We start from the raw sequence: 12,926 nt of genomic DNA, 5'->3' as shown, positions 1-12,926 counted from the left end.
CCATCAACACGAGAACCCCTGATGAAAATTATTCTGATCCCCATGCTCGCCCTGACCGGTGCACTGATGCTGCAACCGGCCCTGGCCGAAGACGGCCCGACTCTGTTCAAAAGCAAACCCTGCGCCGCCTGCCACTCCATCGACACCAAAGTAGTCGGCCCGGCGCTTAAAGACGTTGCTGCCAAGAACAAGGGCGTAGCCGGAGCCCAGGAAACCCTGGCCAAACACATCAAGGAAGGCACACAGGGCAATTGGGGCCCGATGCCAATGCCAGCGAACCCGGTCACTGAAGACGAAGCGAAAATTCTCGCTGCGTGGGTCCTGACTCTTAAATAACACCCTGGAGGACGTCATGAAACTTTATCGACAGGTTGTGATTGTGGCGTCCCTCCTCCTGATTTTTAGTGCAACTGCGCTTGCCGTGGTTGCCGCGCCTGACAGCAAACGTCAGGCACAACTCGAACACCTGCTGGCCCAGGACTGTGGCGCCTGCCATGGCTTGCGCATGACCGGCGGGCTTGGCCCGGCCCTGACCCGTGAAGCGCTGGCCGGCAAATCCACCGACAGTCTGATTGCCACCGTCACCCAGGGTCGACCTGGAACTGCCATGCCCGGCTGGGGCCCGTTGCTCAGCCCCGGCGACATTCGCTGGCTGGTCGACCTTCTTCTCCAAGGATATTCAGCACCATGATCCGTTCAATCCTGTTGTCAGCGGCGACCGGCCTGTTGTTGTCGGCCTGCGCCCAGCCCCCCTTGCGGGGCACTGGCGATCTGGGCGTGGTGGTGGAACGCGCCACCGGCAGCCTGCAGATTATCGAAAGCGACACCCATACTGCCCTGGCCCGGATCGAGGGTTTCGGCGACCTCTCCCATGCCTCGGTGGTGTTCTCCCGCGACCAACGCTATGCCTATGTATTCGGCCGTGACGGCGGGCTGAGCAAGGTCGACCTGCTGACCCAGCGCATCGACCAGCGGGTGATCCAGGGTGGCAACAGCATCGGTGGCGCCATCAGCCAGGACGGCAAGCTGATCGCCGTGTCCAACTATGTGCCCGGCGGGGTCAAGGTGTTCGATGCCGTCACCCTGCAACAGGTGGCCGATATTCCCGCCACGGCCCTGGCCGATGGCAAACATTCGCGGGTGGTCGGTCTGGTGGATGCGCCCGGGCAACGTTTCGTGTTCAGCCTGTTCGATACCGGCGAGATCTGGAGCGCCGATTTCAGCCAGGGCAACACCCCGAAGATCAGCCGTTTCACCGGCATCGGCGAGCAACCCTACGACGCCCTGATCACCCCGGACGGCCGCTACTACATGGCCGGGCTGTTCGGTGAAGACGGCATGGCGCAACTCGATCTCTGGCATCCGGAGCGCGGGGTGCAGCGGGTCCTCGGTGACTACGGTCGCGGCCAGGCAAAACTGCCGGTGTACAAGATGCCCCATCTGGAAGGCTGGGCGGTCGCCGACAACCAGGCATTCGTGCCCGCCGTCGGACGGCACCAGGTGTTGGTGATGGATTCGCGCAACTGGAAGCAGACCGCGGCCATCGCGGTGGCCGGCCAGCCGATATTCGTCACGGCGCGGCCGGACGGTCGGCAGCTGTGGGTGAATTTCGCCTATCCGGACAATGATCGAGTGCAGGTCATCGACACCGAGACCCACGCGATAGTCGCGGACCTGAAACCGGGTCCGGCGGTGCTGCATATGGAGTTCACCTCCCGCGGCGACCAGCTGTGGCTGTCGTTGCGCGACGGCGAGCAGATTCAGGTCTGGGACCCGTACCACCTGAAACTGCTGACCACCCTGCCCGCCACCAAACCGAGCGGGATATTCTTCAGCAGCCGCGCGCAGAAGATGGGGTATTGAAATGAAACTCGACCCCCTCAGCCGCCGCCTGATCGACCGCTTCCAGCATGGCATGCCGCTGTGCCCGGAACCTTACAAGGACATGGCGCACACCCTGGGTTGCACCGAAGCCGAAGTGATCGCCTGCCTGCAACACCTGGAACTGGCCGGCACCCTGTCACGGATCGGCCCGGTGTTCGAACACAGCCGCGCCGGCGCCAGCACCCTCGCCGCCCTGGCCGTGCCCGCCGATCGCCTGCAACAGGTGGCCGCCCGGGTCAGCCAGTATCCCGAGGTCAATCACAACTATGCCCGCGAACATCACTACAACCTGTGGTTCGTGCTGACCGGTCCCGATCGCCCGCACATCGAGCGAATTCTCGACGAACTGGAGCAAGACACCGGCCTCACGCCGCTGGATCTGCCGATGCTCACCGCTTACCGCATCGACCTGGGCTTTGCCCTGGGAGAACGCCCATGAAACCTGGATTGAACCCAAAACAAACACTGGCGCTGCGCCGGCACCTGGAAGCCGGGTTGCCGCGGGTATCGCGCCCCTATCAGGACCTCGCCGATCGGATAAAGGCCGACGAAAATCAGGTGCTCGAACAAATGCGCCTGTGGAACGAGCAAGGCATGTTCCGCCGCATGGGCCTGGTGCTCAACCATCGCGCGCTGGGTTTTGCCGCCAACGCCATGCTAGTGCTGGATATTCCGGACGCGCTGATCGATGAAGTCGGCCAACGGCTGGGACGCGCGCCCGGCATTACCCTCTGCTACCAACGGCCACGGCGCCTGCCGGATTGGCGATACAACCTTTTCTGCATGATTCACGGTCGGCAACGGGATCGGGTCGAGGCGCAGATCCAGGCATTGCTCGAAGAACATCTGCTGAGCGATCTGCCCCATCAACTGCTGTTCAGCACCCAGGTGTTCAAACAGTGCGGCGGCCGTTTTGCCCCGCCGTCGACAGATGCATCGACAGGAGCGCCGGGCCATGGATGATCTGGACCGCCGGCTGATCAACCGCTTGCAACTGGGCCTGCCGCTGGTGCGCCATCCCTGGCAAGTGCTGGCCGCGGAACTCGATAGCAGCAGCCGCGAATTGCTCGACCGCCTGCATGATTTGCTCGAGGACGGCGTCCTCACGCGCTTCGGCCCGATGTTCGATATCGAGCGCCTCGGCGGCGCATTCACCCTGGCCGCGCTGGCGGTCCCGGAAGAGCGTTTTGAGGAAGTCGCCGAACAGCTGCATGGCATGCCTGAAGTGGCCCACAACTACCGTCGCGAACACGCCTGGAACATGTGGTTCGTCCTCGGCTGCCCGACCGCACAAGGCATCGACGAGACCCTGCAACGGATCGAACGCCTGACCGGCCTGGTGCCGCTCAACCTGCCGAAAGAGGAGACGTACCATGTCGGCTTGTACTTCCCGGTCTGAAGATCCCCTGGCCTTGCGCCTGATCGCGCTGACCCAGGCCGGCCTGCCCTTGCTCGACGACCCCTGGGCCTGGCTCGCCGAACAGCTTGGGCTGAGCGTCGGATCGACCCTGGACCTGCTCAAGCGGCTACAGGCCGAAGGCGCCATCCGCCGTATCGCCGCCGTACCCAACCACTATCGCCTCGGCTATCGCCACAACGGCATGACGGTCTGGGATGTGAGAGACGCCGACATGCCGCGTCTCGGCGCGCTGATCGGCGCGCAATCCTTTGTCAGCCACTGTTATCGCCGGCCGCGCCGCAGCGCCTGGCGCTACAACCTGTTCGCCATGGTTCATGGCCGCAGTAGCGACGAGATCGACAGCTATCGCGAGCACCTGCGCTTCTTGCTGGGCGACGCCTGTGCTGCCGATGAAATGCTGGTAAGCAGCCGCATCCTGAAAAAAACCGGTCTGCGTCTACCGCCCCCTTTACGCTGAACAAGCGCGCACTCAAGGAGAGTTGCATGTTGAGGATCAGCCATTACCTGCGTGCCCTCGCAGGCCAGAGTCCCGCCACTCGAACCAGCCCGCCGGGCAGCACCCGGCCACCGGTGGTGATCTGGAATCTGCTCAGGCGTTGCAACCTGACCTGCAAACACTGCTACGCCACCTCTGCCGACAGTGTCTTTCGCGACGAACTGGACACCCCTGCCGCACTGAAAGTGATCGACGACCTGCACGACGCCGGGGTGCGGGTATTGATCCTGTCCGGTGGCGAACCGCTGTTGCGCGAAGACCTGTTCCAGCTCAGCGACTACGCCAGGAGCAAGGGCTTCTTCGTCGCCCTGTCGAGCAACGGAACGCTGATCAATCAGCAGAATATTGCGCAGATCAGCGCGGCGAATTTCGATTATGTCGGGATCAGCATCGACGGACTGGAAGAAACCCATGACGCGTTCCGCCAGCTCAAGGGCAGCTTCGCCAGCTCCATGCAGGCGATCCGGCTGTGCCGGGAACAAGGCATCCGCGTCGGGCTGCGCACCACCCTCACCCAGGAGAACCATGGGCAGCTTCCCCAGCTGCTGGCGCTGATGCGCGAATACGACGTGCAGAAGTTCTATCTGTCGCACCTCAACTACAGCGGTCGCGGCAAACGCAGCCGCAAACTCGACGCCCGGCAACAGATGAGCCGCGAGGCCATGACGCTGATCTTCGAGCGCGCCTGGGAGGACATCGAACAGGGGCGCGACAGCGATTTTGTCAGTGGCAACAACGATGCCGACGCCATTCTGCTGCTGCAATGGGTCGGCCAGCGCCTGCCCGAGCATTACGCCCGGCTGGAACAGATGCTCCGTGACTGGGGCGGCAACGCTTCGGGCAGCGGCATCGCCAACATCGACAACACCGGCGAAGTGCACCCGGACACCTACTGGTGGCAGCACTCGGTGGGCAATGTCCGGCAGACGCCGTTCCGCACCCTGTGGCTGGAGCAACCCGATGCCTTGCTGCAGCAGCTGCGCAAGCACCCACGGGCCGTCGGCGGGCGCTGCGGGCAATGCCGCTGGCTGAGCATCTGCAACGGCAATACCCGTACCCGGGCCTGGGCCGAAGGTGATCTCTGGGGGCAGGATCCGGGTTGCCACCTCACTGATGAGGAAATCGGCTTGCAGCCGTCACTGACCATTCCTTGCACCATGAGCTGAATAGCCTGGCTGGCAAACCATCTGACACAGGATGGGGCCGGTAAACCTGATGAAGAACCAAGGAAGTCTCATGCAACCATCGACTGTTTTACCTGCCGCTCTCGAGTCCCCGTTCAGACCGGGCGAAGTCGCTCTGGTCGGCGCCGGTCCCGGCGATCCACGCTTGCTGACCTTGCGCGCCTGGAGCCTGTTGATGCAGGCCGACGCCGTGGTCTATGACCGGCTGATCAGCGCCGAACTGCTGACATTGATCCCCCTCACCTGCGCCCGGCATTACGTCGGCAAGGCCAGCGGCTGCCACAGCCTGCCCCAGGAACAAATCAACGAGTTGCTCGCCGATCTTGCCGATCAGGGGCAGCGGGTGGTGCGGCTCAAGGGCGGCGATCCGTTCATTTTCGGCCGTGGCGCCGAGGAGCTGGAGTATTTGCTGGCGCGCGGCGTTGACTGCCAGGTGGTCCCGGGCATTACTGCCGCCGCAGGTTGCACCGCCTACGCCGGGATTCCGCTGACCCACCGTGACCTGGTGAATTCCTGCCGTTTCATCACTGGCCATTTACAGGCCGATGGTGAGTTGCAACTGCCCTGGAGCAGCCTGGCAGACGATAGCCAGACCCTGGTGTTTTACATGGGGCTATCGAACCTTGCAGTCATCTCCCGGCGCTTGATCGAGGCCGGTATGCCTGCCGATACACCGGCGGCGCTGATCAGCAACGGCGCCCGCCCCGACCAGCAGGTTATCCGCGGCACCCTGCAGCGCCTGCCAGGCATGGCGCTCGACTGTCCCCAAGGCATTCCGACGCTGACCGTGATCGGTAAAGTGGTCGATCTGTTCGCCGCACAGCAGCTGGAATACCCGGCGCGGCTATACCCCGCCCGGCTGCGGCAGCAGGCCCGCAAGGTGGCGATATGAAGTGCATGCTCCTTGCCCCGTTGTTATGGCTGGGTACGGCCTATGGGGCAGTCTCTGGCGTCGCGGTTGACCAGGCCGCGCAGGATTATCAGCAACACTGCCAGAGCTGCCATGGCGTCAACCGCCTCGGCGGCGCGGGGCCGGCCTTGCTACCGGAGAGCCTCAGCCGGATCAAGCCCGACGAAATTCGCCGGACAATCCAGAACGGTCGCCCGGCCAGCCAGATGGCCGCGTACGCCAGCGTACTCGATCCGGCGCAGATCGACGGGCTGGTGAACTACCTTCAGCAACCGCCCGCCACCCCGCCCACCTGGAACGACGAGCAGATTCGCGGCAGTCACAGCCTGCTCGCCGATGTCTCGAAGTTGCCCGTCACGTCCCAGCATGGCGCCGATCCGCTGAACCTGTTCGTGGTGGTGGAAGCCGGCAATCATCACATCAACATCCTCGACGGCGATCGTTTTGAAGTGCTGGCGCGTTTTGCTTCGCACTTTGCCGTGCATGGCGGGCCGAAGTTCTCGCCGGACGGGCGCTTCGTCTACTTCGCCTCCCGCGACGGCTGGATCAGCCTGTATGACCTGCACAACCTCAAGCTGATCGCCGAGGTGCGCGCCGGGATCAACACCCGCAACCTGGCGGTGAGCAAGGATGGCCGCTGGGTTCTGGTGGGCAACTACTTGCCCGGCAGCCTGGTGGTGCTCGACGCCCGCGACCTGTCGCTGGTCAAGACCATCCCGACCGTCGGCCTGGACGGCAAGACCTCGCGGGTCAGTGCGGTCTACACCGCGCCGCCGCGCGACAGCTTCATCGTCGCGCTCAAGGACGTGAAGGAAGTCTGGGAGTTGTCCTACGCCGGCAAAGCGGACTTCGAACCGCGACGGATCGCGGCCCAGGATTACCTGGATGACTTCTCCTTCTCACCCGACTACCGACAGTTGCTGGCCACTTCACGCAAGGCCCAGGGCGGCCAGGTGATCGACCTCGACAGCGGCAAGGTAGTCACCGACATTCCACTGCCAGGCATGCCGCACCTGGGCTCGGGCACCTACTGGAAACGCGACGGTCAGTGGGTGTTCGCCACACCGAATATCAGCAAGGGACTGATCTCGGTAATCGACTTCAAGACCTGGAAACTGATCAAGGAAATTCCGACCCTGGGCCCGGGTTTCTTTATGCGCAGTCACGTCAATTCACGATACGCCTGGACCGACGTGTTCTTCGGCCCCGACAACGATGCGATCCACCTGATCGACAAACAGACCCTGGAAATCGCCCGCACCCTGCGACCAATGCCCGGCAAGACCGCCGCCCACGTCGAGTTCACCCGCGACGGCCGTTACCTGCTGCTGAGCATCTGGGACACCGATGGTGCGCTGATCGTTTACGACAGCAGCACACTCAAGGAGATCAAGCGCATCCCGATGAATAAGCCTTCGGGCAAGTACAATGTGGGTAATAAGATCGAGTTTGCTGAAGGGACTTCGCATTAGGGCTGTGGGAGCGGCTTGTCCCAATGCCGGTCAGTTAAGGAAAGGATTCGCCGAACACAATGCCTGTGGGGGGCTTGCCCCCGCTCGGCTGCGAAGCAGTCGTAAAACCGGCTGATGCGTTCTACCTGACATACCGCGGATACAGGTTTTAGGGCCGCTTCGCGACCCAGCGGGGGCAAGCCCCCTCGCCACAAATGCACGCCAGACTAAAGATTTACGTTAACTGACCGGCATTGGGACAAGCTTGTTCGGCGTTGATCACAATGTCGTGGGCTGATGCTAATCATGTGTGGGCGCGGGATTTTTCTGACAGGTTTTCGGGGTTGCTTTGGCGCAGGCCGGCGGCTAATCTTCGCGGGTCGCTGCAAAATCAGTGATCGGGTGTGGTAGCCCGGATACTTCATAGACCCAGAACGCCGCAGGGCGTTTTTTTGTGCTGGCTGCTTTGTGGCGGCTGTGCATGGGAGGCTTCGGCCTGCCGGGTTCCTATGACCGGTCTACCACCCCGTGTACAGTCGCCTCCTTAACTCGCAAAAAGCCTGTGGGAGCGTGGCTTGCCCGCGAAGAACGATTACGCGCAATTTCTGAAAAGTAGTGTTCGCTTCGCAGGCAAGCCACATTGGATTTGGACACATCCGTAAGAGATAGGCCGGCTGCCAGGCCGCCATCGCAGGCAAGTCGGATCGCCGCACCGCAGCTTCCACATTTGATTTGGGTACATCCGCAGGAGACAGGCCGGCCGGTCGGCCGCCTTGCTTTTGCTTTGGCTTTTGATCTGGCTTTTGATCTACCCGCCCCTTCGGAAGGCCGAGTGGAGGTGTTCATCAGAGGACTGGCGTGCAGCGCCCCTCGGCGATGCCCCCTGATGAATACCGGAATCAGGTAGCGATCAGTGTGCTACAGCCGCTCATCAAACCGCGCTGCGGCCTTGAGCACGAAGGGCATGCGCTGTTGGAGATCGGCCAGGTTGGCCATGGGGTTGTTGCCGAAGCCAATGGTGCGTCCATCATCAAGGCGCCGGGTCAAGGCTTCACCCATGGCGTGGCCAGTGCCAGCGTGATGAGGTAACGCTCCTCTGTAGGGCGCTTAACGTCCCTGAAGCGATTAACCACCAGCATCGCTTGATACTGGTTGCCCGCTTGCCAATAAGACGTCCCGCCTTTATTCACGTCGCGCAATTGGGCACGCCATTGCGGCGTGTCGGCAAAGGGTGGATCGTCCTTGACGCGGATTGGTATCCAGCCGCCTTTGCGCCATTGCTCCTGTAAATCCAGCAGGATTTTGAGCGTATCGTCGAGCAACAACGGCTCGATTTGCGGGGACATCCGTACACTGTAGATCAGCTCATCATGGTAAATAACCGTAAAGAAGCGGGCCAGTGGGGTCACGAACCCGTATTGCGGGTCAGTGAAACGCAGACGGGCATCAGACTTGGGAATGTTGAACGAAACCTGCCCGGGAATGGCTGGACCAATGGCTGCACTGGAGCGTTGGCGCATGGACTCGTAAGGCTCGCCAATCACCAGTGCGATTTCCTTTTCCGATTGCACTTCAATAGCCCCCCACGCAAGGAGTGCGAAAACGACTAGCCCGACCCCGCCACGTCGCCAGCCCCCCTGTGCGAGCCAACTCATCGTACACCCCCACCTGCGGCGACATCCCGAATCGCCTGTTCGATCCGGTGGCGATTGCCGTTTCGCAGCAGCTCGTCAAACTGCGCCGCGGACATGAGCACAAAGGCCATGCGCTGCTGGATGTCGGACAGATCGGCCATGGGGTTATTGCTGAAACCAATGGTGCGTCCGTCATCGAGGCGCAGGATCATGGCTTCACCCATGGCGTGGCCAGTGCCAGCTTGATGAGGTAACGCTCCTCTGTAGGGCGCTTATCGTCCCTGAAGCGATTAACCACCAGCATCGCTTGATACTGGTTGCCCGCTTGCCAATAAGACGTTCCGCCTTTATTCACGTCGCGCAATTGGGCACGCCATTGCGGCGTGTCGGCAAAGGGTGGATCGTCCTTGACGCGGATTGGTATCCAGCCGCCTTTGCGCCATTGCTCCTGTAAATCCAGCAGGATTTTGAGCGTATCGTCGAGCAACAACGGCTCGATTTGCGGGGACATCCGTACACTGTAGATCAGCTCATCATGGTAAATAACCGTAAAGAAGCGGGCCAGTGGGGTCACGAACCCGTATTGCGGGTCAGTGAAACGCAGACGGGCATCAGACTTGGGAATGTTGAACGAAACCTGCCCGGGAATGGCTGGACCAATGGCTGCACTGGAGCGTTGGCGCATGGACTCGTAAGGCTCGCCAATCACCAGTGCGATTTCCTTTTCCGATTGCACTTCAATAGCCCCCCACGCAAGGAGTGCGAAAACGACTAGCCCGACCCCGCCACGTCGCCAGCCCCCCTGTGCGAGCCAACTCATCGTACGCCCCCACCTGCGGCGACATCCCGAATCGCCTGTTCGATCCGGTGGCGATTGCCGTTTCGCAGCAGCTCGTCAAACTGCGCCGCGGACATGAGCACAAAGGCCATGCGCTGCTGGATGTCGGACAGGTCGGCCATGGGGTTATTGCTGAAGCCAATGGTGCGTCCATCATCGACAGGACGGCACTGGCTGGCCAGTGTCAGTTCGATGGCTTGAGCGATGCCTGACGGGATGTCTGTGACGTAGGAGACGTGGTTGCCGCGCAGCAGAGCGACCAATTTCAAGTTGCTGTACATCGCCGGTTGCAAGATGTTGACCTGTTCGTGCGTAGCAAGAGACTTAACACTTTCGGCGATATTGCCAGCCTCAATGGCCTCGAAGGCTTTCAGGATTTCCTTGTGGTTAGTGCCGAACTCCAGCTTTTCCTGCGCGACCGGCCACAGTACCGGGTGCTGGTCATGCCCATAAATGTTTTTGCGTGAAGGCAGACAGGTTCCCAGCGCCTCCAACCCACGCTCCTTGTAAAAAACATGCAGCGGAAATATATCCAGAAACAGCGTGGTATTGCCCATGGCCAGCATCTCGTACACGTACTGGTACAGCCGCTGCGCATAGGACAGCGATTCGTCGTTGCGCCCGAGGTCGATGCTCGGCACTGGGTTGTTGCGCTGCGCTTGCTCGTAGTCGCGTTGCGCTTGCTCAAACTCCCGCAGTTTCGCCTGCCTGTCTCGCTCACTGCGGCTGAGCAAGCCAAAGAACCCTTTCCTGGCACTATTCTTCAGGTGCTGTCCCGCTTCATATTCAGCCTGAATCTTATCGATCGAATCAGCGGCGTGCAGCAGGCCACAACCGACCTGTTTCGAGGCAAAGGCGGCGAGGCCCGCCCATTGGAAACGCTGATCCTCAAGCCATAACCCGGCGTAGGCGGCATTGATCGCGCGATTCCGCGCCTTGGGGTCGGCGATCAGCGTGCCGCCCGGCGCCACGATGGCTTCGGCTCGTTGCTGGTAGCCGCGCCAGAGGTTCTCGCAGATCAGCCCCGACAGTTCGCTGAAGGTCGGTGTGCGCTGGCTCGGCGCCGGAGTGAAACCGGAAGGGCGCGGCTCGGCTACCGATTGACGGGCTGAGGTCGCAGCGGCGGGTTGAGCGGCGGTTCGGGCACGCGGCGCGACGTCACCACCGTCGATTACCTGGCACCTGAGGGTCTGGTTGGCAATCAGGCGCGGCGGCGGGTCGCACTTGCACCTGCAGAGGTCGCCGTCCAGGGCTGCGTGGCGTCCATCCAGCAGGTCGACCAGGTGCGGGCCGTCGCAGGCAATCTCCCCGGTACTGTCGCATTCCGGGCAATAGACCTCATCGCCTTCGCGGGCCATGGCCAGGCCATTGATAGTGCTGCACTCCCAGCCGGTGCGCACGGTGCCGTCGACGGTGGTTTTAGCCCCGACGGTGATGTGATAACGCCTCATGCGGTCTACGTCCTTGTTTTATTTGCAGGGACGAACACGCTAGGTAAGGCGATGGGGGAGGTAAATCAGACGCTTCTTTGTCTGGTGTAGGCCGATTCTGCAATCAGGCAGCCAATGGGCAGTGATTTGTCATTTGAGCAGATAGCTCCGGCGGGTTGACCGCATCATCCGAGCGCGACCCATTGTGGCGAGGGAGCTTGCTCCCGTTCGGCCGCGAAGCGGTCGTAATCCGGTTATCGCGTTCTATCTGAATACTCGCGGTGGCTGATTTCAGGTTCGCTTCGCAACCCAGCGGGAGCAAGCTCTCATGGAACAAATTACAACTAGCTGATTTTTAAGAATAAAAAAATATCTATTGAAACCAGCTATCTCGTGGGCGCCGCCCCTAGTTCCCTGCGCGACAGCGCAGCGTCGAAGACGCGGCGGCCACTCCCTCGCCACAGGTTTGGTGTTCGGCGAATCCTTTCCTTAACTGACTGGCATTAGGGCAAGCTTGTTCGGCGTTGATTACAATATCGTGGGCTGAGGCGGATCATGTGTGAGAGCTGGATTTTTCTGACAGCTTTCCGGGGTTGCTTTGGTGCAGGCCGGCAGCTAATCTTTGCAGGTCGCTGCAAAATCAGCGAACGGGTTTAGCGACCCGAACAGGTGTAGGCGCAACAGCGCCCCAGACTTCATTGCAGGCGTTTTTTTATGCCCGCGATATCGTGTCATGGCGGCTGTGCGTGGGAGACCTTCGGGTCTGCCGGGCTCCTATACCCCCGGTTCGCTAACCTGCGTACAGCTGCCACCCTTACTTGTTTAGCGACAGGTCACGGTGGTTCCAACTTCGGTATAGGAGCTTCACCATGCACAAGGTCACTCCCAATCCCCCTGAAATCCCCAATGTTTCCCCCTACGAATCCCTCGATTCCAGAAAACTCCACCAGGCCGCCCAGCGTGCTGTCGATCACTACCTGCCGCCCCCGTTCGACAAGTCCCGACTCGCTGACGCTCGTCCACTGAACATCTTCGCCGTCGTCCCCGGTCTCAACACCGAAACGCTATTGGCCAACGCCTCCGAGACGCTAGCCAGCGCCAATGTCCTGGCCAGCGACCTGGCATTCAATGTCGAAGGCTCGTACCGCAATGTGGCGCTGGCGATTCAGCAGATAATCGAGCTGGGCCAGTTGTTGGTAAACGAGGCGTTGGAGCAAGTGGCTCCAGCAGGTTGACCGCGTCAGTCGAGCGCACAAAAAAGCCTGTGGGAGCGTGGCTTGCCCGCGAAGAACGATGACGCGCAATGTCTGGAAAACTGCGGTGTTCGTTTCGCGGGCAAGCCACATTGGATTTTGGGTACATCTGCAAGTGATAGGCCGGCTGCCAGGCCGCCATCGCGAGCAAGCTCGCTCCCACAGTTGATCTGTATACATCCGCTAGAGATAGGCCGGCTGTCAGGCCGCTTTCGCGAGCAAGCCCGCTCCCACAATGGGTCTGTGTACATCCGCGGGAGATAGGCCGGCTGTCAGGCCGCCTTCGCAGGCAAGCCAGCTCCCACAATGGATCTGTGTACATCCGCGCGAGATAGGCCGGCCGGTCGGCCGCCTCGCTTTTGCTTTTGCTTTTGCTTTTGCTTTTGATCTACCCGCCCCTTCGGAAGGCCGAGTGGAGGTATTCAT

The 12,926-nt window shown here is 61.2% G+C and carries 16 protein-coding genes; 11 read left to right on the top strand and 5 right to left on the bottom strand.

Going from position 1 to position 12,926, the window contains the following annotated elements; all coding sequences use genetic code 11:
- Window positions 1-21 precede the first annotated feature (21 nt).
- From ACA064_RS10345 to ACA064_RS10300, 10 genes are all read left to right on the top strand, one after another.
- Complete coding sequence (locus ACA064_RS10345; RefSeq protein WP_497673260.1) at window positions 22-336, top strand: c-type cytochrome; 315 nt, start codon at window positions 22-24, stop codon at window positions 334-336.
- Window positions 337-352: 16 nt separating this feature from the next.
- Window positions 353-691: a c-type cytochrome gene (locus tag ACA064_RS10340; RefSeq protein ID WP_497673259.1), complete on the top strand. Its 339-nt coding sequence runs from the start codon at window positions 353-355 to the stop codon at window positions 689-691.
- On the top strand, window positions 688-1,863 hold the full coding sequence (locus ACA064_RS10335; RefSeq protein WP_497673258.1) for a cytochrome D1 domain-containing protein: 1,176 nt from the start codon (window positions 688-690) through the stop codon (window positions 1,861-1,863). The genes ACA064_RS10340 and ACA064_RS10335 overlap by 4 nt, the downstream gene beginning before the upstream one ends.
- A gap of 1 nt (window position 1,864) precedes the next feature.
- The gene (locus ACA064_RS10330) at window positions 1,865-2,323 is read left to right on the top strand and encodes an Lrp/AsnC family transcriptional regulator (RefSeq protein ID WP_497673257.1); all 459 of its coding nucleotides are present in this window, start codon (window positions 1,865-1,867) and stop codon (window positions 2,321-2,323) included.
- Window positions 2,320-2,847, top strand: a complete 528-nt coding sequence (gene ahbB, locus ACA064_RS10325; RefSeq protein WP_497673256.1) for a siroheme decarboxylase subunit beta — start codon at window positions 2,320-2,322, stop codon at window positions 2,845-2,847. Before ACA064_RS10330 ends, ahbB (ACA064_RS10325) begins: the two co-directional genes overlap by 4 nt.
- The gene (locus ACA064_RS10320; protein ID WP_497673255.1) at window positions 2,840-3,283 is read left to right on the top strand and encodes an Lrp/AsnC family transcriptional regulator; all 444 of its coding nucleotides are present in this window, start codon (window positions 2,840-2,842) and stop codon (window positions 3,281-3,283) included. Before ahbB (ACA064_RS10325) ends, ACA064_RS10320 begins: the two co-directional genes overlap by 8 nt.
- Window positions 3,258-3,761 carry a siroheme decarboxylase subunit beta gene (ahbB, locus tag ACA064_RS10315; RefSeq protein WP_497673254.1) on the top strand — a complete coding sequence of 168 codons (504 nt, stop codon included), beginning with the start codon at window positions 3,258-3,260 and terminating at the stop codon, window positions 3,759-3,761. The genes ACA064_RS10320 and ahbB (ACA064_RS10315) overlap by 26 nt, the downstream gene beginning before the upstream one ends.
- Window positions 3,762-3,787: 26 nt before the next feature.
- Complete coding sequence (gene nirJ / locus ACA064_RS10310; RefSeq protein ID WP_497673253.1) at window positions 3,788-4,966, top strand: heme d1 biosynthesis radical SAM protein NirJ; 1,179 nt, start codon at window positions 3,788-3,790, stop codon at window positions 4,964-4,966.
- A gap of 70 nt (window positions 4,967-5,036) precedes the next feature.
- Window positions 5,037-5,876, top strand: coding sequence for a uroporphyrinogen-III C-methyltransferase (gene cobA / locus ACA064_RS10305; protein ID WP_497673252.1), 840 nt, complete (start codon window positions 5,037-5,039; stop codon window positions 5,874-5,876).
- On the top strand, window positions 5,873-7,366 hold the full coding sequence (locus ACA064_RS10300) for a cytochrome D1 domain-containing protein (RefSeq protein WP_497673251.1): 1,494 nt from the start codon (window positions 5,873-5,875) through the stop codon (window positions 7,364-7,366). The genes cobA and ACA064_RS10300 overlap by 4 nt, the downstream gene beginning before the upstream one ends.
- 897 nt (window positions 7,367-8,263) lie before the next feature.
- On the opposite strand, the gene ACA064_RS10295 is transcribed toward ACA064_RS10300, so the two are convergent.
- Genes ACA064_RS10295 through ACA064_RS10275 form a run of 5 tightly spaced genes read right to left on the bottom strand, consistent with a single transcriptional unit; the run spans window position 8,264 to window position 11,268 of the window.
- Complete coding sequence (locus tag ACA064_RS10295; RefSeq protein WP_497673250.1) at window positions 8,264-8,404, bottom strand: hypothetical protein; 141 nt, start codon at window positions 8,402-8,404, stop codon at window positions 8,264-8,266.
- A complete protein-coding gene (locus ACA064_RS10290; protein WP_497673249.1) occupies window positions 8,389-9,000 on the bottom strand; it encodes a hypothetical protein in 612 nt (203 codons plus the stop codon). The genes ACA064_RS10295 and ACA064_RS10290 overlap by 16 nt, the downstream gene beginning before the upstream one ends.
- Window positions 8,997-9,203, bottom strand: a complete 207-nt coding sequence (locus tag ACA064_RS10285; RefSeq protein ID WP_497673248.1) for a hypothetical protein — start codon at window positions 9,201-9,203, stop codon at window positions 8,997-8,999. The genes ACA064_RS10290 and ACA064_RS10285 overlap by 4 nt, the downstream gene beginning before the upstream one ends.
- Window positions 9,188-9,799: a hypothetical protein gene (locus tag ACA064_RS10280; RefSeq protein WP_497673247.1), complete on the bottom strand. Its 612-nt coding sequence runs from the start codon at window positions 9,797-9,799 to the stop codon at window positions 9,188-9,190. Before ACA064_RS10280 ends, ACA064_RS10285 begins: the two co-directional genes overlap by 16 nt.
- A complete protein-coding gene (locus ACA064_RS10275) occupies window positions 9,796-11,268 on the bottom strand; it encodes a PAAR domain-containing protein (protein WP_497673246.1) in 1,473 nt (490 codons plus the stop codon). Before ACA064_RS10275 ends, ACA064_RS10280 begins: the two co-directional genes overlap by 4 nt.
- Before the next feature lie 848 nt (window positions 11,269-12,116).
- Between ACA064_RS10275 and ACA064_RS10270 the strand changes: the two genes are divergently transcribed.
- Window positions 12,117-12,482 carry a DUF6124 family protein gene (locus ACA064_RS10270; protein ID WP_497673245.1) on the top strand — a complete coding sequence of 122 codons (366 nt, stop codon included), beginning with the start codon at window positions 12,117-12,119 and terminating at the stop codon, window positions 12,480-12,482.
- The last annotated feature ends 444 nt before the right edge of the window (window positions 12,483-12,926 follow it).

The sequence above is a fragment of the Pseudomonas sp. LBUM1658 genome, from assembly GCF_059716055.1.
Note: the sequence above shows the minus strand (reverse complement) of the source record. Positions and strands in the feature narration are given on the sequence as shown.